22 protein-coding genes are annotated in these 22,814 nt (G+C 53.1%); 15 read left to right on the top strand and 7 right to left on the bottom strand.

The window, feature by feature from the left end:
• Positions 1 to 10: 10 nt before the first annotated feature.
• Positions 11 to 331, bottom strand: coding sequence for an ATP-dependent Clp protease adapter ClpS (clpS, locus tag AC534G_RS09030; RefSeq protein ID WP_006683877.1), 321 nt, complete (start codon positions 329 to 331; stop codon positions 11 to 13).
• Positions 332 to 654: 323 nt separating this feature from the next.
• On the opposite strand from clpS, the gene cspD reads away from it, so the two are divergent.
• Complete coding sequence (gene cspD, locus AC534G_RS09025; RefSeq protein WP_003036813.1) at positions 655 to 879, top strand: cold shock-like protein CspD; 225 nt, start codon at positions 655 to 657, stop codon at positions 877 to 879.
• A 74-nt stretch (positions 880 to 953) separates the two neighbouring features.
• On the opposite strand, the gene macB is transcribed toward cspD, so the two are convergent.
• Both macB and macA read right to left on the bottom strand, forming a co-directional pair.
• Positions 954 to 2,900, bottom strand: a complete 1,947-nt coding sequence (macB, locus tag AC534G_RS09020) for a macrolide ABC transporter ATP-binding protein/permease MacB (protein WP_110497460.1) — start codon at positions 2,898 to 2,900, stop codon at positions 954 to 956.
• Positions 2,897 to 4,012 (bottom strand): macrolide transporter subunit MacA, encoded by a 1,116-nt coding sequence (gene macA / locus AC534G_RS09015; RefSeq protein WP_038641845.1) that lies wholly within the window; start codon positions 4,010 to 4,012, stop codon positions 2,897 to 2,899. The genes macB and macA overlap by 4 nt, the downstream gene beginning before the upstream one ends.
• Positions 4,013 to 4,172: 160 nt before the next feature.
• Between macA and AC534G_RS09010 the strand changes: the two genes are divergently transcribed.
• Positions 4,173 to 5,120: a VirK/YbjX family protein gene (locus AC534G_RS09010; protein WP_110497459.1), complete on the top strand. Its 948-nt coding sequence runs from the start codon at positions 4,173 to 4,175 to the stop codon at positions 5,118 to 5,120.
• On the opposite strand, the gene AC534G_RS09005 is transcribed toward AC534G_RS09010, so the two are convergent.
• Positions 5,117 to 6,775: an ATP-dependent endonuclease gene (locus tag AC534G_RS09005; RefSeq protein ID WP_038641848.1), complete on the bottom strand. Its 1,659-nt coding sequence runs from the start codon at positions 6,773 to 6,775 to the stop codon at positions 5,117 to 5,119. The two genes, AC534G_RS09010 and AC534G_RS09005, sit on opposite strands and share 4 nt — an antisense overlap.
• Positions 6,776 to 7,145: 370 nt before the next feature.
• Between AC534G_RS09005 and aqpZ the strand changes: the two genes are divergently transcribed.
• The 4 genes from aqpZ to hcr all read left to right on the top strand — a co-directional run bounded on the left by aqpZ (position 7,146) and on the right by hcr (position 11,670).
• A complete protein-coding gene (gene aqpZ, locus AC534G_RS09000) occupies positions 7,146 to 7,841 on the top strand; it encodes an aquaporin Z (RefSeq protein ID WP_038641851.1) in 696 nt (231 codons plus the stop codon).
• Positions 7,842 to 7,983: 142 nt separating this feature from the next.
• The gene (locus AC534G_RS08995; protein WP_038641854.1) at positions 7,984 to 8,883 is read left to right on the top strand and encodes a LysO family transporter; all 900 of its coding nucleotides are present in this window, start codon (positions 7,984 to 7,986) and stop codon (positions 8,881 to 8,883) included.
• A gap of 155 nt (positions 8,884 to 9,038) precedes the next feature.
• Entirely contained in the window at positions 9,039 to 10,691 is a 1,653-nt protein-coding gene (gene hcp / locus AC534G_RS08990; RefSeq protein WP_110497457.1) for a hydroxylamine reductase, read from the top strand.
• A 10-nt stretch (positions 10,692 to 10,701) separates the two neighbouring features.
• Positions 10,702 to 11,670: an NADH oxidoreductase gene (hcr, locus tag AC534G_RS08985; RefSeq protein ID WP_038641860.1), complete on the top strand. Its 969-nt coding sequence runs from the start codon at positions 10,702 to 10,704 to the stop codon at positions 11,668 to 11,670.
• A 67-nt stretch (positions 11,671 to 11,737) separates the two neighbouring features.
• Here hcr and AC534G_RS08980 read toward each other — a convergent pair whose 3' ends face one another.
• On the bottom strand, positions 11,738 to 12,172 hold the full coding sequence (locus AC534G_RS08980) for a DoxX family protein (protein ID WP_038641863.1): 435 nt from the start codon (positions 12,170 to 12,172) through the stop codon (positions 11,738 to 11,740).
• Between the two features lie 153 nt (positions 12,173 to 12,325).
• On the opposite strand from AC534G_RS08980, the gene poxB reads away from it, so the two are divergent.
• From poxB to AC534G_RS08960, 4 genes are all read left to right on the top strand, one after another.
• The gene (poxB, locus tag AC534G_RS08975) at positions 12,326 to 14,044 is read left to right on the top strand and encodes a ubiquinone-dependent pyruvate dehydrogenase (protein ID WP_110497455.1); all 1,719 of its coding nucleotides are present in this window, start codon (positions 12,326 to 12,328) and stop codon (positions 14,042 to 14,044) included.
• A 36-nt stretch (positions 14,045 to 14,080) separates the two neighbouring features.
• Positions 14,081 to 15,082, top strand: coding sequence for a low-specificity L-threonine aldolase (gene ltaE / locus AC534G_RS08970; RefSeq protein WP_110497453.1), 1,002 nt, complete (start codon positions 14,081 to 14,083; stop codon positions 15,080 to 15,082).
• Between the two features lie 10 nt (positions 15,083 to 15,092).
• On the top strand, positions 15,093 to 16,523 hold the full coding sequence (locus tag AC534G_RS08965) for an SDR family oxidoreductase (RefSeq protein ID WP_110497451.1): 1,431 nt from the start codon (positions 15,093 to 15,095) through the stop codon (positions 16,521 to 16,523).
• Between the two features lie 97 nt (positions 16,524 to 16,620).
• The gene (locus tag AC534G_RS08960) at positions 16,621 to 17,634 is read left to right on the top strand and encodes a 3-beta-hydroxysteroid dehydrogenase (protein WP_038641874.1); all 1,014 of its coding nucleotides are present in this window, start codon (positions 16,621 to 16,623) and stop codon (positions 17,632 to 17,634) included.
• Here the strand turns inward: AC534G_RS08960 and AC534G_RS08955 are convergent.
• A complete protein-coding gene (locus tag AC534G_RS08955) occupies positions 17,631 to 18,461 on the bottom strand; it encodes an N-acetylmuramoyl-L-alanine amidase (RefSeq protein ID WP_038641877.1) in 831 nt (276 codons plus the stop codon). The two genes, AC534G_RS08960 and AC534G_RS08955, sit on opposite strands and share 4 nt — an antisense overlap.
• On the bottom strand, positions 18,458 to 18,781 hold the full coding sequence (locus tag AC534G_RS08950) for a heavy metal-binding domain-containing protein (RefSeq protein ID WP_001160725.1): 324 nt from the start codon (positions 18,779 to 18,781) through the stop codon (positions 18,458 to 18,460). The genes AC534G_RS08955 and AC534G_RS08950 overlap by 4 nt, the downstream gene beginning before the upstream one ends.
• A gap of 126 nt (positions 18,782 to 18,907) precedes the next feature.
• On the opposite strand from AC534G_RS08950, the gene AC534G_RS08945 reads away from it, so the two are divergent.
• The 5 genes from AC534G_RS08945 (at position 18,908) to artM (ending at position 22,644) form a co-directional block, all read left to right on the top strand.
• Positions 18,908 to 19,423, top strand: coding sequence for a lipoprotein (locus AC534G_RS08945; protein ID WP_110497449.1), 516 nt, complete (start codon positions 18,908 to 18,910; stop codon positions 19,421 to 19,423).
• 353 nt (positions 19,424 to 19,776) lie between these two features.
• Positions 19,777 to 20,505 (top strand): arginine ABC transporter ATP-binding protein ArtP, encoded by a 729-nt coding sequence (artP, locus tag AC534G_RS08940; RefSeq protein ID WP_003027295.1) that lies wholly within the window; start codon positions 19,777 to 19,779, stop codon positions 20,503 to 20,505.
• A gap of 16 nt (positions 20,506 to 20,521) precedes the next feature.
• Positions 20,522 to 21,253 (top strand): arginine ABC transporter substrate-binding protein ArtI, encoded by a 732-nt coding sequence (gene artI / locus AC534G_RS08935; protein WP_038641889.1) that lies wholly within the window; start codon positions 20,522 to 20,524, stop codon positions 21,251 to 21,253.
• Positions 21,254 to 21,259: 6 nt separating this feature from the next.
• Positions 21,260 to 21,976, top strand: coding sequence for an arginine ABC transporter permease ArtQ (artQ, locus tag AC534G_RS08930; RefSeq protein WP_038641891.1), 717 nt, complete (start codon positions 21,260 to 21,262; stop codon positions 21,974 to 21,976).
• A complete protein-coding gene (gene artM / locus AC534G_RS08925) occupies positions 21,976 to 22,644 on the top strand; it encodes an arginine ABC transporter permease ArtM (RefSeq protein ID WP_003844364.1) in 669 nt (222 codons plus the stop codon). The genes artQ and artM overlap by 1 nt, the downstream gene beginning before the upstream one ends.
• Positions 22,645 to 22,814 lie beyond the last annotated feature (170 nt).

The raw sequence follows: 22,814 nt of genomic DNA, 5'->3' as shown, positions 1-22,814 counted from the left end.
ATGCCTGCATTCAGGCTTTTTCCAGCGTACACAGCAACGGATGCTCGTTCTCCCTTGCATATTTGTTCACCATCGCGACTTTGGTTTCGGCCACTTCGGCAGTGAATACGCCGCAGATAGCTTTACCTTGATAGTGAACTGCAAGCATCAGTTGCGTTGCACGTTCTACATCATAAGAAAAGAATTTTTGTAACACGTCAATAACAAACTCCATCGGAGTGTAATCATCATTGATTAATATCACTTTATACATAGATGGCGGTTTTAGCGCGTCGCGCAATTTGTCTTCCGCCAGCAGATCGAAATCCAGCCAGTCGTTCGTCTTACTCATTGTCAGTCGTCATCTTCAGTTACGGTTTCCGGCAGAAAATGTTGCCGCTGACAAGCAGCCTATGCACACAATCAATCTACCTCAAGTATTAGATAACTATCATCTATTAGTGCCATCCGCGACATCTGTCACAGAACCGACAATAGCGTTAACTGCTTCAAATTTTGATGCATTTTTACCCTATTCCATCCGTCTGACGCTTGACGCCCCGCCTGATTTCTCTAAATTGTAGTTTCGAGAGTTGGCGAGGTTTTGAACAGCCCCCACTCCGCAACCGGTTCATTCCATCTTACTTATATAAGATCTACGAAGGATGTCGAAGTATGGAAACGGGTACTGTTAAGTGGTTCAACAACGCCAAAGGGTTTGGTTTCATCTGCCCCGAAGGCGGCGGCGAAGACATTTTCGCCCATTACTCCACCATTCAGATGGATGGTTACAGAACGCTAAAAGCCGGACAGTCTGTCCAGTTTGATGTCCACCAGGGGCCAAAAGGCAATCATGCCAGTGTCATCGTGCCTGTCATTGAAGCAGAAGCCGTCGCTTAACCCTTCTGTTTCATTGTGTACATCCCGCAGTCAAAATGCCAGCCTTTGCGGCTGGCATTTTTATCTCTGTAACATTATTCCCGCGCCAACGCATCTACCGGATCAAGCCGCGCCGCATTACGCGCCGGTAACCAGCCAAACAAAATTCCGGTAGCGGTTGAGCACAGGAATGCCGTGAGCAGCGCAACGGGTGAGAAGCCAATTTCCCAGCCGGGCAGGAATAACTGTAGCGTAAAGGCGATCAGCATCGACAACGTGATGCCCAACGCGCCGCCAACCAGACATACCAGCACCGCTTCAATGAGGAACTGTTGCAGCACATCACTGGCGCGCGCGCCAACCGCCATACGAATGCCAATCTCGCGCGTTCGTTCGGTTACCGAAACCAGCATAATATTCATCACGCCGATTCCACCCACCACCAGCGAAATGACCGCCACCAGCGTCAGGAAGAGTTGTAATGTACGTGTGGTCTTTTCGGCGGTTTTCAAGACGCCGTCCATATTCCAGGTAAAGAAATCTTTCTTCCCATGGCGTAACGACAACAGACGGGTAAGTTGCTGCTCAGCCTGAGCGCTATCAAACCCGTCTTTCACTCGCACGGTGATTGAGTTCAGCCACGATTGCCCCATAATTCGCCCGGACATGGTGCTGTAAGGCAGCCAGACCCGCAGGATCTTACTACTGCCGAACATCGACTGTTTCTCCTCTGCAACGCCAATCACCGTAGCAGGCATATTTCCCACCAAAATGACCTCGCCCACCACCTTCGCTTTGTTGGGGAACAGCTGACGTCGGGTATTACTGTCAAGCACCACCACCTGCGCCCGGCCAGCCAGCTGCTCAGCGTTAAAGGTGGTGCCTTCGCTAAACGTCATGCCATAGACATTGAAATAGTCGCCGCTAACGCCGTTCGCACTGGCTGCCACGTCAATATTACCGTAGCGTAACCGCAGGTTCTTCGACACCGCAGGCGTCACCGAACTCACCCAGGGCTGTTTCTGCAGCGCGGTTAAATCGTCATATTTCAGCGCCTGTTGATACTGCGGATCGTCATCGCCGAAATCTTTGCCTGGATAGATATCAATGGTATTGGTACCGATAGCGCGAATGTCTGCCAGCACCAGCTGTTTTGCCGCATCCCCCACCACCACAATTGAAACCACCGAAGCAATACCGATGATAATCCCCAGCATGGTCAGCAGCGTACGCATCTTATTCGCAGCCATTGCCAGCCAGGCCATGGTGAGCGCTTCGCGAAAACCGCTGATAAACTGACTCCAGCCGGATACTGTTTTCACTGTCGACCCGGAGATTTCGCGTCCGCCAGAAGATTTGTGCGGCGGCGGATTACGTACGATCTCTCCGTCGCGAATTTCAATGACGCGCTCGGCCTGCGCGGCGACCTGGCTGTCGTGCGTAACGATAATTACCGTATGTCCGCGATCGCGAAGTTGATGCAAAATCGCCATCACCTCTTCGCCAGAATGGCTATCCAACGCGCCGGTGGGTTCGTCGGCCAGGATCACCTGCCCACCGTTCATCAACGCACGCGCAATACTGACCCGCTGCTGCTGACCACCGGAAAGCTGGGAAGGCTGATAATCAACCCTGTCGCCCAGCCCCAGCCGCTGGAGTAATTCCTGCGCACGAGCCAGACGTTGCTTACGTTCAGTCCCGGCATAGACCGCAGGCACCTCAACGTTTTGCGCGGCGCTCAAATGCGACAACAAATGATAACGCTGGAAGATAAAACCGAAATGCTCGCGTCGCAGCTGCGCTAACGCATCGCTATCGAGAGTGGAGACATCGCGCCCGGTCACCCGATACGTGCCGCTGGTAGGTTTATCAAGACAGCCGAGAATGTTCATCAGCGTTGATTTACCCGAACCAGACGCGCCGACAATCGCCACCATTTCACCGGCCTGAATGCTCAAGGAAACGTCCTTTAACACCTCGACCTGCCCTTCGCCTGACGGGTAACTACGGCGGATATTGCTCAGCTCAAGCAATGCCGTCATTTCGCCGCTCCAGGATTGCCCTCGCCGGTAATGACTTCATCTCCCTCTTCCAGCCCCTTCACAATCTCCACATCGGTGTCATTGCGCGCGCCGATCACCACCTCACGCTCGCGGGTTTCGCCGTTACGCAGCAGTCTGACGTTATAGCGATTATTGCCAATAGGATCGCCCAGCGCCGACAGCGGGATGGTCAGGACATTTTTGACATCCGTGAGCTGAATATGGACCTGTGCGGTCATATCCAGACGCAGGATCCCTTTCGGGTTAGGCACTTCAAAGCGGGCATAGTAGAAAATCGCATCATTCACTTTTTCCGGCGTCGGCAGGACATCTTTCAGCGTACCTTCGTAGCGCGTCTGTGGATCGCCCAGGACGGTGAACCAGGCTTTTTGTCCGGGATGCAGGTGAATAACATCCGCCTCGGAAACCTGCGCTTTCACCAGCATTGTACTCATGTCTGCTAGCGTCAGAATGTTAGGCGCCTGCTGGGCGGCAATAACGGTTTGTCCTTGCAGGGTGGTTATTTGCGTAACCTCGCCCGCCATCGGCGCCACAATGCGGGTGTAATCAAGGTTGGTCTTTGCTGTATCAAGAGAGGCTTGATTACGTTTAATCTGTGCATCAATGGTGCCGATTTGCGCCTGTTTGACCGCCATCTCGGTAGCCGCGGTATCGAGATCCTGTTGTGAAACCGCCTGGGTTTTCGCCAACTGTTGCTGACGGGAAAGCGTCACCCGCGCCAGCTTCCACTCGGCTTCAGCCTGTAAACGCTGGGCGCGTAATTCCATCAGCGTCGCTTCAACCTCTTTGATCTGGTTTTGCGCCTGTTCAGGATCGATAACGCCAAGCAGTTGATCTTTTTTTACTTTATCGCCAATCGCGACTGACAGCGTTTTTAACTGCCCACTGACCTGCGCCCCGACGTCAACTTTACGCAGCGCATCCAGTTTCCCGGTTGCCAGTACGCTTTGCTGGAGATCGCCTGGACGAACAATTAACGTTTGGTACTGAGGTAAAGGCGCATTAAGCGTTCGCCATAGTGCAATTATCGCCACAATAAGGATGATGGCGAAGATAAAATAGCGTTTTTTGATTTTTCCCTTGAGCTTCATAAATGTCCCAATTTCCCCCAATACGTCCATCAGAGTGGAGTGTTAAACGTCAACGTTAAATAAATAGCCGTTGAAAAGCGCAAGAATAACAGAGTTATTGATGAATGGTTAAGATCCGCTGTGCTGAAATTAATGCCAGGGTATCAATCGGATTTATATTATGAGTCAACTAACTGAAAGCGCTTTTCTTTCCAGCAAACCCATCACCAGCCTGGGTCTTTTTTACAGCCTGAGCCGCGGTCAATTACGGCCTGCACAGTGTTGGGATAAACGGAGCTTTCGGCGTAAGTTTATCTGGCGTTCATTGCTGATACCTCGCCTTACCCAGGAATGGATGACTGAACTGGCGCAGTGGCCGGAGCTTGAAGACCTGCTCGCCCGTCAACCCCGACTGCCCGTTCGTCTGCATCGTCCTTACCTTGCCGCCAACTTCGATCCCAGAATGCGATTAGATGCGGTGCGTTTTCATTATCATGTTATCCGCCATGCATTTTTACCTGGTGAATTTAACGCTTTATTAAGTCATGACGGCTTACAGTTGGCGCAAATTGCAGGTAAAGATAACGAGATATTTACCGTGACCATGATGATGTTTCCGGTACTGGATAAAGAGGGTGAAAGTACCATTCTGGTACGAAATGGCGATGGTGACGAGCTGACTAAAATGACATTTACGTTCTGCGAATATAATGGGAAAAGTACATTATTTATCGGCGGCATGCAGGGCAATTCACAACTTCCGCACGAAGCAACACAAAAAGCGACCAAATCCTGCCACGGAATATTCCCCAAACGCCTTGTTATGGAAGCCATTTGTCGTTTAGCGGAACAATTGAATATCGAAAAGGTAATGGCTGTCAGTAACGAGCAGCATATCTTTCGCAGTCCGCGTTATAACGATAAAAACAAAGTGATTCTTTCCGACTACAACGCATTTTGGGCGTCGCTTGGCGGCGAGTGCGACAGCCGCGGGTACTATCATATTCCGCGTGCGCTGGCACGAAAAAGCGAAGCGGAGATTGCCAGTAAAAAACGCGCAGAATACCGCCGTCGCTATCAGCTACTGGACAGCATCCACGCGCAGCTGTCGTCGATGTTTCGCCACTAATCCGCTCTGCCGCGTGCCAGCCACAGCACGCGGGAAAACATTTTCCGCAACAAAGTGGGAACGGCGTCTACACCACGCCGCCCTGCTTCCATCGCCACCTCGATCGCCAGATCCGGTTTTGACGAACGATGAATCGCCTTGGAGATAATTTTGCGCATATTCATTGGCACGTTTTCCGGGATCTGCGCGACGCGATGAAAGACATCGGCGAACCCCTGACGATACATAAAGTGTTCCATATCCAGCGCGGGGAGCATGGTTAAATGATCGCGCTCCTCCTCTCTGTCGTTATTCAATAAACCGCGCACCGTGGCGGCATACTTTTTCCCCGCTTCATCGCCATCGACCAGCACGTGCCATTCAATTCCCATCCGGCGGGCAAACTTAACCAGTGGTTTAAGGCCTGACTGAGCAAATTCAATGACTTTAATGCCTTCCGCATCAAAGTGGTGTCCGCACTGGCGGGCCAGCTCGTTAATGACCCAGGTTTCCGTTTCGCCTTCCACCAGCAGCCAGCAGCGGGCAAACAGTGAAGATGCGCGATTGAAACGAATATGGAAAGCAATACGCCGACCGTCCTCCGCGCTGATCCCACCCGGCCCCAGTCGCCAGGCGGCGACGCGGGATGACTCACGCACCAAACGGACAACATGTTCCACCGGCGTGAGAGACAGCAACTCACCGGAGTTGGTGGTCGCCACCCGCTGGAGAGGAAGTAGATTCAGCAGGTGCCAGGCAACCGACAACATGATGGGATGTAAACGCGTTTCCGGGTCTTCTATCAGCAATAAAGGCCGGGCATCTTTATCCAGCCTTAACGTGCCTTTGGCCTGCAACAGCGTCGAGAACAGTCCCAACAGGATAACGCGATGCGTTCGTCCGCCAGGTTTATCAATCATGCGGTTAATGATATCCAGATAGCGCCAGCTACGTTGCTCGTTATTGGAGCGGCGGCGCATCAGGCGGTAGCGGGACTGACCAGAACCCTGCTCAGAAAAATAGTGCTCTAATAGCTGCACCATAGCCGACAGCCCCTGACGAATCTGCCCATCGGTCAGGTTTTGTGGGCGGGTAGCCAGTTCACGCGCCAGAAAATCCAGCTGGCGAGCGGTCACTTCAACATCCGCCGAATCCGGCACCGTACCGTTACGAATGCGCCGCATAAAACGCGCGTCACGCAGACGCAACACAGGCATCAGACGCACGAGATGCCGCGCCAGATCGTTAATATCGTCGAGATTGAGCGGATGACCATCACTATCAAGAAAACTACGTAGCGTCAGGACGGTCCCATCATCCGCGCACTCGCCCTCCAGACGATAGAATATACGGTGATAGCTATCGTGGCACGGCGTCCAGCAAGCTTCCAGAGGACGGTAGCGACGAACCCGATGACGACCCGGCTGAGATTCACGAAACGTCAGGATAATGTGCAAATGATGTTCCCGGCCCTGTATATCCCCCGGCGGGAACCAAAAATCATCGCGGTCAAAGTGGTACAAATCAGATTCCGGCGACAGCAGCAAGGTTAAGGCATCCAGCAGACTGGACTTCCCCCACGCGTTCTCCCCAATCAGTACGTTACTCTGCTCAAGCATCAACGACAGGCGGTTAATACCACGAAATCCAACAATCTCAACGCGTTCGAGAATCATATAGCCTCCGGAAATGCTAACTTTTTCCTTCAAGTTATCAGGAGTATAACGTTAACCGAGCGCTCAGGGCACCCGATATCATCAGGAGGTTAATCGCAGAAATCAAAAAATTAAGAATATTCTTCTTATGTTTTCCTGTGATTATAATTTCTGAGCTCAATCATCATTTTTAGCTAATTGAACTATGCTTCATTCATCCAATATTCAAAAAGGAATCACGACATATTGCCTTAAATCAAATTTTTTCATCAATTTAACTGGCGAAGGGATGATGTTTTTTTCTAAAATACCCGCTCTTTCATCATCGTCCCTTTAAGCGATGAATTACCGGGCAAGGAATACGAACCCGGAACTTTTAATTGAGGTGGTTATGTTCAGGAAATTAGCAGCCGAATTCTTCGGTACGTTTTGGCTCGTCTTTGGTGGGTGCGGTAGCGCAGTACTGGCCGCAGCATTCCCGGAATTGGGAATTGGATTCACCGGTGTCGCATTGGCATTTGGTCTGACCGTATTAACTATGGCCTTTGCCGTGGGCCATATTTCAGGTGGACATTTTAACCCGGCAGTAACCTTCGGTTTATGGGCTGGCGGTCGCTTCCCGGCGAAAGACGTTATTGGATATGTTATTGCGCAGGTTGTGGGCGGTATTGTTGCAGCTGCGGCTCTGTATCTAATTGCCAGCGGTAAAGCAGGTTTTGATGCAACCGCCAGCGGTTTTGCTTCGAACGGCTTTGGTGATCATTCACCTGGCGGTTATTCCATGCTTTCTGCTGTTGTAATTGAAATTATTCTGACCGCTGGTTTCTTATTAGTGATCCACGGCGCGACCGACAAACATGCTCCGGCAGGTTTTGCCCCTATTGCAATCGGTCTGGCGTTAACACTGATCCACTTGATCAGCATTCCAGTCACTAATACCTCCGTAAACCCGGCACGTAGTACCGCAGTTGCCATTTTCCAGGGCGGCTGGGCATTGCAACAATTGTGGTTCTTCTGGGTCATGCCAATTATCGGTGGGGTTCTCGGTGGTCTTATTTACCGCACTCTGCTGGAAAAACGCGATTAATCGATAACAAAAAGGCCTGGCGAAAGTCAGGCCTTTTTTTCCTCGCTATATTTCCTTTTATTTGCAACTTTACTCCCCTCTTTGCATTGAGTAGTGTGTGCTTGCGCATTTCGTCTTACATCTCAGCAAGGATCGGGTTTTCATGTTTTCAGGGCTGTTAATCATTCTGGTTCCCCTTATTGTGGGCTACCTTATTCCACTTCGGCACATGGGCGCACTAAAACTCATCAATCGCCTGTTGAGCTGGATCGTGTACCTTATTCTCTTTTTTATGGGCATCAGCCTGGCGTTTCTGGATAATCTCGCCAGCAACCTGTTAGCCATACTTCATTATTCTGCTGTCAGCGTGACGGTTATTTTGCTGTGTAATATCGCCGCGCTGTTCTGGCTGGAGCGTTCACTGCCCTGGCGGCATAACCATCAGCAAGAGAAACTACCGTCGCGGATCGCGATGGCGTTTGAGTCGCTCCAGCTTTGCGGGGTTGTCGTGGTGGGCTTCCTGCTGGGTCTCACCGGTCTTTCCTTTTTGCAGCACGCCACCGAAGCCAGCGAATATACGTTAATCTTTTTACTGTTTCTGGTGGGGATTCAGCTTCGCAACAGCGGCATGACCCTCAAGCAAATCGTGCTGAATCGCCGGGGCATGATTGTTGCCGTCGTCGTCGTCGCCAGTTCGATGCTGGCGGGGGTTATCAATGCGTTTATCCTCGGCCTGCCGGTCAAAACCGCGATGGCGATGGCGTCAGGTTTTGGCTGGTATTCGCTGTCCGGTATTCTGTTAACCGAATCGTTCGGGCCGGTGATTGGCAGTGCCGCCTTCTTTAATGACCTGGCGCGTGAACTGATTGCCATTATGTTGATTCCCGGCATGGTGGGCCGCAGTCGCTCTACCGCGTTGGGGCTATGCGGGGCCACATCGATGGATTTCACCCTGCCGGTTTTACAACGCAGCGGTGGACTGGAAATGGTTCCGGCAGCCATCGTGCACGGTTTTATCCTGAGTCTGTTAGTCCCTCTGTTGATGGCGTTTTTCTCCGCCTGACCCTCAAACAGATACCTCTCTGGCGGTAGTCGGCTACCGCCAAAATTGCGCTAAATCAATCTCCTTGCAAGTTGTAGCAGAAATCCCTTTTATCCCTGCGCGCACAGGCATAACCTTAAACATGTATATTAAATATAACTTTAAAAGGTGTGACCATGTTTTGTGTGCAATGTGAACAAACCATCCGTACTCCGGCAGGGAACGGCTGCTCTTACGCGCAGGGTATGTGCGGTAAAACGGCTGAAACCTCCGATTTGCAGGATCTGCTAATTGCTTCCCTACAAGGTCTGTCTGCATGGGCTGTTAAAGCGCGTGAATACGGCATCATCGACCATGACGTTGATAACTTCGCACCGCGTGCGTTCTTCTCCACGCTGACCAACGTTAACTTCGACTCCCCGCGTATTGTTGGCTATGCCCGTGAAGCGATTGCCATGCGCGACGCGCTGAAATTGCAATGTCTGAACATCGATGCGAACGCAGTGGTCGACAGCCCGATGGCCGACCTGCAACTGGTCAGCGACGATCTGGGCGACCTGCAACGTCAGGCGGCGGAATTTACCCCGAACAAAGACAAAGCGGCAATCGGCGAGAACATTCTCGGCCTGCGCCTGCTGTGCCTGTACGGTCTGAAAGGTGCCGCGGCCTATATGGAACACGCGCACGTTCTCGGCCAGTACGACAACGACATCTACGCCCAGTACCACAAAATTATGGCGTGGCTGGGGACCTGGCCTGCCGATATGAACGCTCTGCTGGAGTGTTCTATGGAAATCGGCCAGATGAACTTCAAAGTGATGAGCATCCTGGACGCCGGTGAAACCACTAAATACGGTCACCCGACGCCGACTCAGGTCAATGTTAAAGCCACCGTTGGTAAATGCATCCTGATCTCCGGTCACGACCTGAAAGATCTCTACAACCTGCTGGAGCAGACCGAAGGTACCGGCGTTAACGTCTATACCCACGGCGAAATGCTGCCGGCACACGGCTACCCGGAACTGCGCAAGTTCAAACATCTGATTGGTAACTATGGCAGCGGCTGGCAGAACCAGCAGGTTGAGTTCGCTCGCTTCCCTGGCCCAATCGTGATGACCTCTAACTGCATCATCGACCCAACCGTGGGCGCCTACGACGACCGTATCTGGACCCGTAGCATCGTCGGCTGGCCGGGTGTGAGCCACCTCGAAGGCGACAACTTCGGTCCGGTCATCGCTCAGGCACAACAGATGGCAGGCTTCCCGTACAGCGAAATCCCGCACCTGATAACCGTAGGTTTCGGTCGTCAGACGCTGCTGGGCGCTGCGGATACGCTGATCGACCTGGTCAGCCGTGAAAAACTGCGTCATATTTTCCTGGTCGGCGGCTGCGACGGCGCGCGCGGCGAACGTAACTACTTCACCGACTTCGCCACCAGCGTCCCGGACGATTGCCTGATCCTGACCCTGGCGTGCGGTAAATACCGTTTCAACAAACTGGAGTTCGGCGATATCGAAGGTCTGCCGCGTCTGGTCGATGCCGGTCAGTGTAACGATGCTTACTCAGCCATCATCCTGGCGGTCACTCTGGCAGAGAAGCTGGGCTGCGGCGTCAACGACCTGCCGCTGTCTCTGGTGCTCTCCTGGTTCGAACAGAAAGCGATTGTGATTCTGCTGACCCTGCTGTCGCTGGGCGTGAAAAACATCGTCACTGGCCCAACAGCGCCTGGCTTCTTCACGCCGGATCTGCTGGCTGTGCTCAACGAGAAATTCGGCCTGCGTTCCGTCACCACCGTTGAAGAAGACATGAAGCAGTTGCTGAGCGCGTAAGGAGTAAAAAATGACAATGCCAACTCATCAGTGCCCATGGCGGATGCAGGTGCATCACATCCATCAGGAAACGCCGGATGTATGGACAATTTCGTTGCTGTGCCACGACTATTATCCGTACCGCGCCGGGCAGTATGCACTGGTCAGCGTACGTAACTCAGCCCAGACGCTGCGTGCTTACACCATTTCATCTACCCCGGGGGTAAGCGAGTACATCACGCTGACCGTTCGCCGGATTGACGATGGCGCAGGTTCACAGTGGCTGACCCGTGACGTGAAGCGCGGCGACTATATCTGGCTGTCCGATGCCATGGGTGAATTTACCTGTGAAGATAAGGCGGAAGATAAGTTCCTGATGCTGGCTGCCGGTTGCGGCGTGACGCCAATCATGTCAATGCGTCGCTGGTTGGCAAAGTACCGCCCACAGGCCGATGTGCAGGTGATCTTTAACGTTCGTTCACCGCAAGATGTTATTTTTGCCGACGAATGGCGTGACTATCCGGTGACGCTAGTCGCTGAAAACAATGCCACCCACGGTTTTGTTTCTGGCCGACTGACGACCGATCTGCTGAAAAGCGTGCCGGATCTGAGCTCTCGTACCGTGATGACCTGCGGCCCGGCGCCGTATATGGATCTGGTCGAGAAAGAAGTCAAAGCACTGGGCGTGACGCGCTTCTTTAAAGAGCAGTTCTTCACGCCAGTTGCCGAGGCCGCCACCAGCGGTCTGAAGTTCACCAAGCTGCAACCGGCGAAAGAGTTTTACGCGCCGGTGGGCAGTACGCTGCTGGACGCGCTGGAAAGCAATAAAGTGCCGGTCGTTGCCGCATGTCGTGCGGGCGTTTGCGGCTGCTGCAAAACCAAAGTGGTTGACGGTAACTACACGGTCAGCAGCACCATGACGCTGACGGATGCAGAAATAGCCGAAGGCTATGTACTGGCCTGCTCCTGTCATCCGCAGAGCGATTTAGTACTCGCTTAATCTGTAAAATACCCCTTCGTAGCTGCTCCAGGCCGGATAATGCGTTTACGCCATATCCGGCCTTTTTTTACCGCCAGGCCGAATTTCCTGCCACCGAGAAACGCCCCGCCCCTAAAAACGCGACAGCCAGCGCGCCGATAAAGAAGTACACCAGACTCTCAATCGCCCATGCGCCGGTTTTGTCCAGTGACCAGGTTTCGCCCATCCCGACCATCAGCCACGCCACCACCATCGTAAACGCCAGCCCCAACGCCGCCGGACGGGTCAGGATCCCCAGGATAATCAGGCAAGGCGCAACGACCTCCCCCAACAGAACGCCGTAAGCAATAAAGCCCGGAAAACCTTTCGCTATCAGCATGCCGCTGATGCCCTCAATACCGGAGAACAATTTATGTAAGCCATGAAACAGCATCAATCCACCAACAGCAATGCGTAACAGAAACTTGCCAAAGTCTTCATGAGTCAGCGTTCGGTTCACTGCATTTAATAGTTTAGTAACCATTTGAATTCATTCCTTGTTTCACCATGCCAGATATCAAACTACGCGTTATCTGCTCGAAATGTAAGCTGCCGAAAATAAGGGGGAAATGAGAAGCATAACTATCATCTTCATCTAAACTTGTAACCGGTATCACATTAAAGGAGATGGAAAACCATGAAACAAACGGTTGCCGCTTTTATTGCTAAAACCCTCGAACAAGCTGGCGTTAAACGCATTTGGGGCGTGACGGGCGACTCATTAAATGGTCTTAGTGACAGTCTTAATCGTATGGGAACGATTGACTGGATGCCGACCCGTCATGAAGAAGTTGCCGCCTTCGCCGCTGGCGCAGAGGGGCAGCTAACCGGCGAACTGGCCGTCTGTGCCGGTTCATGTGGACCAGGGAACCTGCACCTGATCAATGGGCTGTTTGATTGCCACCGCAACCATGTTCCGGTCCTGGCGATTGCCGCACATATCCCTTCCAGTGAGATCGGCAGCGGTTATTTTCAGGAGACCCACCCGCAAGAGTTGTTCCGCGAATGTAGCCACTATTGCGAGCTGGTTTCCAGCCCTGAACAGATCCCGCAGGTACTCGCCATTGCCATGCGTAAAGCCGTATTAAATCGTGGCGTCTCAGTCGTGGTATTACCCGGCGACGTCGCGCTGAAGCCCGCGCCGGAAAGCGCCAGCACGCACTGGTATCATGCGCCACTCCCGGTCGTCACCCCGGAAGAAGAAGAACTCAGAAAACTGGCGCAACTACTGCGTTATTCCAGCAATATCGCCCTGATGTGCGGCAGCGGCTGTGCCGGCGCGCATCAAGAACTGGTTGAGTTTGCGGCAAAAATCAAAGCGCCGATTGTTCATGCCCTGCGGGGTAAAGAACACGTCGAATACGATAACCCTTATGACGTCGGTATGACCGGGCTGATTGGCTTTTCATCCGGATTCCACACCATGATGAATGCCGACACGCTGATCCTGCTCGGCACCCAGTTCCCCTATCGCCCGTTCTACCCCACCGACGCCAAAATTATTCAGATTGATATCAATCCGGCGAGCATCGGCGCGCACAGTAAAGTTGATATGGCACTGGTGGGCGATATTAAATCCACTCTCCGCGCCCTGCTGCCGCTGGTGGAGGAAAAAACCGAGCGGAAGTTTTTGGACAAAGCGCTGGAGCACTATCGTGAGGCGCGCAAGGGTCTGGATGATCTAGCCAAACCGAGCGATAAAGCCATTCATCCGCAGTATCTGGCGCAGCAGATCAGCCATTTTGCCGCTGACGACGCGATCTTTACCTGCGATGTTGGTACCCCGACGGTTTGGGCTGCACGCTATCTGAAAATGAACGGCAAACGCCGCCTGCTCGGGTCGTTTAACCACGGGTCGATGGCGAACGCTATGCCACAGGCGCTCGGCGCCCAAGCGACCGAACCGGGACGCCAGGTCATTGCCATGTGCGGTGACGGCGGTTTTAGCATGCTGATGGGCGATTTTCTGTCGGTTGTCCAGATGAAGCTGCCGGTGAAGATTATCGTCTTCAACAACAGCGTGCTGGGATTTGTGGCGATGGAGATGAAGGCTGGCGGTTATCTGACCGACGGCACGGAGCTGCACGACACCAACTTCGCACGGATTGCCGAAGCCTGCGGCATTACGGGCATTCGTGTGGAGAAATCCTCAGAGGTCGATGACGCGCTGCAAAGGGCGATGTCGATTGACGGTCCGGTGCTGGTCGACGTGGTGGTGGCGAAAGAAGAGTTAGCCATCCCGCCGCAGATCAAACTCGAACAAGCAAAAGGTTTTAGCCTGTATATGTTGCGCGCAATCATCAGTGGACGCGGTGATGAAGTGATGGAACTGGCGAAAACGAACTGGCTCAGGTAAAACAGAGGGCATTACCTCACTAAAAAAGGAATGCCCGTGATTGACTTACGCAGTGATACCGTAACCCGGCCGAGTCGCGCCATGCTGGAAGAGATGATGGCCGCCCCTGTCGGGGACGACGTATATGGAGATGATCCTACCGTTAACGCTCTCCAGCAATACGCTGCAGAGCTTTCTGGCAAAGAAGCCGCTATTTTCTTACCTACCGGCACCCAGGCGAACCTGGTTGCACTGCTCAGCCACTGCCAGCGCGGCGAAGAATATATTGCAGGCCAGGGCGCACATAACTATCTCTACGAAGCGGGCGGCGCAGCGGTGCTCGGCAGCATTCAGCCGCAGCCTATCGACGCCGCGCCGGATGGCACCTTACCGCTGGACAAAGTGGCGGCAAAAATCAAAGCAGACGATATCCATTTTGCCCGCACACGCCTGCTTAGTCTGGAAAACACCCACAACGGCAAAGTGCTGCCACGCGAGTATCTGAAAGATGCCTGGGAATTCACTCGTGAGCGCAATCTGGCCCTGCACGTTGATGGCGCGCGTATTTTTAACGCCGTCGTCGCTTACGGCTGTGAGCTGAAAGAGATCACACAATACTGCGACTCGTTCACCATTTGTCTCTCTAAAGGTCTGGGAACGCCGGTAGGCTCACTGCTGGTCGGTAGTCACGACTACATTAAACGCGCCATCCGCTGGCGTAAAATGACCGGAGGCGGAATGCGTCAGGCCGGGATTCTGGCGGCGGCCGGACTGTATGCGTTGAAAAATAACGTGGCGCGTTTACAGGAAGACCATGACAACGCGGCCTGGATGGCGGAACAACTGCGCGAAGCAGGCGCAGACGTCATTCGTCACGATACCAACATGCTGTTTGTCCGCGTTGGCGAAGAACACGCTGCTGCGCTGGGCGAGTACATGAAGGCGCAAGGGGTACTGATTAACGCCTCCCCGATTGTACGCCTGGTGATGCATCTGGACGTATCGCGTGAACAACTTGCTGAAGTCGCCGCCCACTGGCGCGCTTTTTTAACTCGCTAAGGAGATAGGCGTGCCGCAACGGATTTTGGTTCTTGGCGCCAGTGGCTACATTGGTCAGCATCTGGTACAGGCGCTCAGTCAGCAAGGGCACCAGGTACTGGCTGCGGCACGCCGGATTGAACGGCTGGAAAAACTGCAACTGGCCAACGTCAGTTGCCACAAAGTCGACTTAATCTGGCCTGATAACCTGACGCCGCTGCTGACGGATGTTGATACGGTTTATTACCTGGTCCATGGCATGGGCGAAGGCGGTGATTTTATCGCTCATGAGCGCCAGGTCGCGATGAACGTGCGTGATGCGCTACGTAGCATCCCCGTCAAACAGCTTATTTTCCTGAGCTCATTACAGGCTCCACGACATGAACAATCCGATCATCTGCGTGCGCGGCAGATAACCGCAGACATCCTGCGCGAAGCCGGCGTGCCGATGACCGAATTACGGGCAGGCATTATCGTCGGGGCGGGTTCCGCCGCTTTTGAAGTGATGCGCGATATGGTCTACAACCTGCCGGTACTTACGCCTCCACGCTGGGTACGTTCGCGTACCACGCCCATCGCGCTGGCAAATTTGATGTACTATCTGGTGGCGCTGTTGGACCATCCCACAAGCCATCACCGCGTACTCGAAGCCGCAGGGCCGCAGATATTAAGCTATCAGGAACAGTTCGAGCATTTCATGGCCGTCAGCGGCAAACACCGCTTTTTGATCCCTATCCCGTTTCCGACCAGTTGGATTTCGGTGTGGTTTTTGAATGTTATTACGTCGGTACCGCCCACTACGGCAAAGGCGCTGATACAAGGCTTAAAGCATGACCTGCTGGCCGATGACGCTGAGCTACGCGCGCTGATCCCGCAAAAGCTGATCGCCTTTGATGACGCAGTGCGCAGCACGCTGAAAGAAGAAGAGAAGCTGGTTAACTCCAGCGACTGGGGGTATGACGCTCAGGCATTCGCCCGTTGGCGTCCCGAATATGGCTATTTTGCCAAACAGGCTGGCTTTAGCGCCGACACCTCCGCCAGTCTGAAAGCGCTGTGGCAAGTGGTGAACCGACTCGGCGGGAAAGAAGGCTATTTCTTTGGCAATTTTTTGTGGAAGACGCGCGCCGCGCTGGACCTGCTGGTCGGCCATAAGCTGGCAAAAGGCCGCCCGGAAAACCCGTTGTTGCAGGTTGGCGATGCCGTGGATAGCTGGAAAGTGATCATCGTTGAGCCAGAAAAACAGCTCACACTGCTGTTTGGCATGAAAGCGCCGGGATTAGGCCGTTTAAGCTTTACACTGGAAGATAAAGGCGATCATCGGCGCATTGATGTACGCGCCTGGTGGCATCCGCACGGCATGCCCGGTCTCTTCTACTGGTTGTTGATGATCCCGGCTCATCTGTTCATTTTCAGAGGGATGGCAAAGCGTATCGCCAAACTTGCAGAACAAATCACAGACTAATGACAAAAAGAGACTGTATTCTTTCACGTTTCCCATTGCATACAGGCGTATTTCACGGAAGAATGCGCACGATGTTTTTTAAACACAGTGGATTGATATGAAGGTACTGGTTACCGGAGCCACCAGCGGCTTGGGCCGAAATGCGGTTGAGTTTCTATGCAGCAAAGGCGTCAGCGTCAGAGCCACCGGTCGCAACGAAGCGATGGGCAAGCTGCTGGAGAAAATGGGCGCAGAATTTGTGCATGCGGATTTGACCGAACTGGTCTCTTCGCAGGCAAAGGTCATGCTCGCAGGTATCGACACGCTGTGGCACTGCTCCAGTTTTACCTCGCCGTGGGGAACGCAGGAAGCCTTCGATCTGGCCAACGTTCGTGCTACCCGCCGTCTGGGCGAATGGGCCGTTGCCTGGGGCGTACGTAACTTTATCCATATCTCCTCTCCGTCACTCTATTTTGACTATCACCATCATCGGGATATCAAAGAGGACTTCCGACCACATCGCTTCGCCAATGAATTCGCCCGCAGTAAAGCGGCTGGTGAAGATGTGATTGCGCTGCTCGCGCAGGCTAACCCGCAGACCCGCTTCACGGTATTGCGTCCACAAAGTCTGTTCGGACCTCACGATAAAGTTTTTATCCCCCGTCTGGCCCACATGATGTACCACTACGGCAGCATCCTGTTGCCGCACGGTGGAAGTGCGTTGGTGGATATGACCTATTATGAGAACGCGGTACACGCAATGTGGCTGGTAAGCCAGGAAGCTTGCGATAACCTGCCGTCAGGCCGCGCATACAACATTACTAACGGCGAGCATCGAACGCTGCGCAGTATCGTGCAGAAGCTGATCGACGAGTTGAATATTGATTGCCGAATCCGCTCGGTGCCCTACCCGATGCTGGACATGATTGCTCGCAGCATGGAGCGTCTGGGCAATAAATCGGCGAAAGAGCCAAAGCTTACGCACTACGGCGTCTCGAAGCTGAATTTTGACTTTACGCTGGATACCACCCGCGCTCAGGAAGAGTTAGGTTACCAGCCCATCGTCACGCTGGATGAAGGGATTGAGCGTACCGCGGCCTGGCTGCGCGACCACGGTAAGCTGCCGCGTTAACCCTGCCCGTATTTCTCCAGCAAGGCCTCCGCTATCGCCTGCGTTTCTGCATCCGCCACGCCGTTCCACAACGTCGGGCGGAAGTGCATCTGGAATGCCATAATCACTCGCTGCTGTTCACGCGGCGTCATTTCGGGTTTCACCTCATAACCATAGCGCGACAGCAGATCGAGTAACGATGCAGTGTCTACCGGTGTAGACGGCGCTCTCCCGTTGAGATAAAACGCCACGCGCTGAGCATCAGGCCATGCGCCGATTCCCTGTGCAGCCAGCTGTTTCCATGGAAACAATGGGCCAGGATCGTCCTTACGCTGCGGTGCGACGTCCGCATGAGCCACCACGTTTTGCGGCTTGATGTCGTAGCGAGCAATAATGTCCTTCGCCAGTGGGATCAACGCCTGAATCTGCGCTGGCTCAAACGGGGCAAAATATTTCGTTCCCGCCGATTTTTGCCAGCCGCGGTTTTCCAGCTCAATGCCAATCGAGGTATCGTTAATCCGCGTCGCGCCGCGCCAGAAGCTAATCCCGGCATGCCAGGCCAGATCGTTTTCCGGCACCAGTTGCCAGATACGCGGCTTGCCGTGATAAAGCGGCGGCACAGCCGGGATCAGATAGTGCGAACTGACGTTTTTATCGGTCAGCGTAGCCAGAGAAGCGTCAAAATCATCAGCCGTGTAATGGATAACCAGCACTTTGATGCGCGGATAAGCGGCCTGCGCCTGACGGCGGGTATCTAACTGATATCCGTCTTTATCGACAATCCCTTTTTGGCCAGCGCAGCCCGCCAGCAGCAGCGTCAATGCCAGCAGCCACAACAGACGCTTCATCGGCGAGTTTTCACCGCAGTACCGCTGACGCTCACCATCAACATGCTGCCATCTTTACCCACGGTTTCGTAATCAATGTCGATACCGACGACCGCATCAGCACCCAGCGCTTTCGCCTGTTCACCCAGCTCCTGAAAAGCAATTTCGCGCGCTTTACGCAACTCTTTTTCATACGCGCCGGAGCGGCCGCCGACAATATCGCGAATGCCGGCGAAGAAATCGCGGAAGATATTCGCGCCTAAAATCGCTTCGCCAGTCACCACACCGCAGTATTCCACGATGCTCTGCCCTTCAAGCGTTGGGGTAGTTGAAAACTGCATGATTAATCTCCTTTTTGCGCTAAGAGCACGATCTCAAAAGCATTATCGAACCGATCCACTATCATTGAAAGGATATATTCTATCAACGTAGAACACTAATAGTAGAAAGCTAATAAGGAAATCATTATGCGCTACTCGAAACTCTCTCTGCTGGTTCCATGTGCACTACTTCTCAGCGCCTGTACTACCGTGACTCCGGCCTATAAAGATAACGGCACGCGGAGCGGTGCATGCGTAGAAGGCGGGCCAGACAGCGTGGCTCAACAATTCTATGATTACCGTATTCAGCATCGAAACAATGACATTCCCCCCCTTCATCCATACCTCAGCGACAATCTGGCTAAACTGCTGACCGATGCCAGCCGTGATAACGCGCATCGCGATCTGTTTAACAGCGATCCGTTCTCCAGCCGCTCTACGTTACCGGATAGCGCCAGCGTCGCCAGCGCATCGACTATTCCGAATAGTGATGCACGCAACATTCCGCTGCGCGTAGAGCTGAAACAGGGTGACCAAAGCTGGCGTGACGAAGTGCTGATGATCCGCGAAGGCCAGTGCTGGGTAGTAGACGACGTCCGCTATCTGGGCGGCAGCGTACACGCGCCAGCCGGGACGCTGCGCCAGTCTGTGGAAAACCGTTAGTCGCCCCCATTCACCCGCCCGCATCATAACCCCCATAAATTGTCCGGCATTCTGCATAGAATGCCGACAATTATTCTTGCCCGCTGGTGGCCCCGCTATTTTGTGCTATGTTTAGATAAGAATGCGGTTTGCATTTAACTTTTAACGCATAAATATTGCATAACTATTCTGTCAAAGGTAGTATCTGCGGCTTCAATATACACAAAATCATTCATGATGCGTCGAGGCGGCAAGTGAATGAATCTCCAGGAGCGTACGAATAGTACGTGACTGGAGTGAATGAATGCAGCCAACAAAGAGGCAGCTTGAAGGATGAAGTGTATAGCTATCAGACTGCCAGCATACGAGAATCAATGAGTATTCAATTAAACGGCATTAACTGCTTCTACGGCGCACATCAGGCGCTGTTCGATATCACGCTGGATTGCCCTCAGGGTGAAACACTGGTGTTACTTGGCCCTAGTGGAGCCGGGAAAAGCTCGCTACTGCGTGTACTCAACCTGCTTGAGATGCCGCGCTCGGGCACGCTCTCTATTGCGGGTAACCGTTTCGACTTCACGAAAACACCGTCAGATAAAGCTATTCGCGATCTGCGCCAGAACGTGGGTATGGTTTTTCAGCAATATAATCTTTGGCCGCACCTCACGGTTGTGCAGAATCTGATTGAAGCGCCCTGCCGTGTGCTCGGTCTGACAAAAGAGCAAGCAATGGCGCGCGCCGAGAAACTGCTCGAACGTCTGCGTCTGAAGCCCTACAGCGATCGTTATCCGTTGCATCTCTCCGGCGGCCAGCAGCAGCGTGTAGCCATTGCCCGCGCGTTGATGATGGAACCGCAGGTGCTGCTGTTTGATGAACCGACCGCCGCGCTTGATCCGGAAATTACCGCGCAAATCGTCAGCATCATTCGTGAGCTGGCGGAAACCAACATTACTCAGGTGATCGTCACCCACGAAGTGGAAGTTGCTCGTAAAACGGCCAGTCGTGTGGTGTATATGGAAAACGGTCATATCGTCGAGTTTGGGGATGCGAGCTGCTTTGCCAACCCGCAAACCGAAGCATTTAAAAACTATCTTTCTCACTAAGATTCGGGACAATACAATGAAAAAAGTTCTGATTGCCGCGCTAATCGCAGGTTTTAGCCTTTCCGCTACCGCAGCCCAAACCATTCGTTTCGCCACCGAAGCGTCTTATCCTCCATTTGAATCTATCGATGCGAATAACAAGATCGTCGGTTTTGACGTTGATCTGGCGAACGCGCTGTGTAAAGAGATTGACGCCACCTGTACCTTCACCAATCAGGCCTTCGACAGCCTGATCCCGAGCCTGAAATTCCGTCGTTTTGACGCGGTGATGGCCGGTATGGACATCACGCCTGAGCGTGAAAAACAGGTCCTGTTTACCACCCCTTACTACGACAACTCTGCGCTGTTTGTTGGCCAGCAGGGTAAATACACCAGCATTGATCAGCTGAAAGGCAAAAAAGTTGGCGTACAAAACGGGACGACGCACCAGAAATTCATCATGGATAAGCATCCGGAAGTGACCACCGTACCGTATGACAGCTACCAGAATGCCAAGCTCGATCTGCAAAACGGTCGCATTGACGGCGTCTTCGGTGATACCGCAGTGGTAACCGAATGGCTGAAAGACAATCCAAAACTGGCCGCTGTTGGCGACAAAGTGACGGATAAAGATTACTTCGGTACAGGTCTGGGCATCGCGGTGCGTCAGGGCAACACTGAGCTGCAGCAGAAATTTAACACTGCGCTGGAAAAAGTGAAGAAAGATGGGACTTACGAGACCATCTACAACAAATGGTTCCAGAAGTAATATTTGATGAATGAATTTTTTCCGTTAGCAAGCGCCGCCGGGATGACCGTCGGCCTTGCGGTTTGTGCGCTGATCATCGGCCTTGCGCTCGCCATGTTTTTTGCCGTCTGGGAGTCCGTAAAATGGCGTCCAGTGGCGTGGGCAGGTTCTGCGCTGGTCACCATTCTGCGCGGGTTACCAGAAATTCTGGTGGTTCTGTTTATCTATTTCGGCTCCTCGCAACTGCTGCTGACGCTGGCCGATGGTTTTACGATTAATCTCGGGTTTGTAGAAATCCCGGTACAGATGCAGATCGAAAACTTCGACGTCAGTCCGTTCCTGTGCGGTGTGATTGCGCTGTCTTTGCTGTACGCAGCCTATGCGTCGCAAACGCTGCGTGGCGCGCTGAAGGCCGTGCCGCTCGGACAATGGGAATCCGGTCAGGCGTTGGGTTTGTCTAAAGCCGCGATCTTCTTTCGTCTGGTGATGCCGCAGATGTGGCGTCACGCTCTGCCGGGGCTGGGTAACCAGTGGCTGGTATTGCTGAAAGATACCGCGCTGGTCAGCCTGATCAGCGTGAACGATCTGATGCTGCAAACCAAAAGCATTGCCACGCGTACCCAGGAGCCATTTACCTGGTACATAGTGGCGGCGGCTATTTACCTGGTGATTACGCTGGTGAGTCAGTACATTCTCAAACGCATTGACCTGCGCGCGACACGTTTTGAGCGGAGACCAGGCTGATGCTTGAGTATTTACCTGAATTGTTGAAAGGGCTGCATACCAGCCTGACGCTGACGGTCGCCTCCATCGTGGTTGCTCTGGTGCTGGCGCTGATTTTTACCGTCATCCTGACGCTAAAAACGCCGGTACTGGTCTGGTTGGTCCGCGCCTATATCACGCTGTTTACCGGTACGCCGTTGCTGGTGCAAATCTTCCTGATCTACTACGGGCCAGGACAGTTCCCGACGCTGCAGGAATATCCGGTACTGTGGCATCTGCTCTCCGAACCGTGGCTGTGCGCGTTAATTGCGCTGTCGTTAAACAGTGCGGCTTACACCACGCAGCTGTTCTACGGCGCTATCCGCGCCATCCCGGAAGGCCAGTGGCAGTCATGCGGTGCATTAGGGATGAGCAAAAAGGATACGCTGGCGATTCTGTTGCCATACGCCTTTAAACGCGCCCTCTCCTCGTATTCCAACGAAGTGGTGCTGGTGTTTAAAAGTACCTCACTGGCTTACACTATCACGCTGATGGAAGTCATGGGTTATAGCCAACTGCTGTATGGTCGCACTTATGACGTCATGGTCTTCGGCGCGGCGGGCGTGATTTACCTGATCGTCAACGGTTTGCTGACGCTGATGATGCGCTTAATCGAACGTAAAGCGCTGGCGTTTGAACACCGGAATTAAGCCGATAACTGCATAAAGCAAAAAATAAAAGACGGGCAAGTCTAACAACCGCCCGTCTTTTTTTATATCGATAAAATATTTAATCATTTTTATTGCATATAAATTCATTAAATGGCATTGTTAATTCACGCCGCAGACACGGTAAATCATCATAAGATTGACAGACGGGA

The sequence above is a fragment of the Citrobacter sp. CRE-46 genome (assembly GCF_059615875.1).
This window is presented reverse-complemented; position numbering and strand designations above follow the sequence as displayed.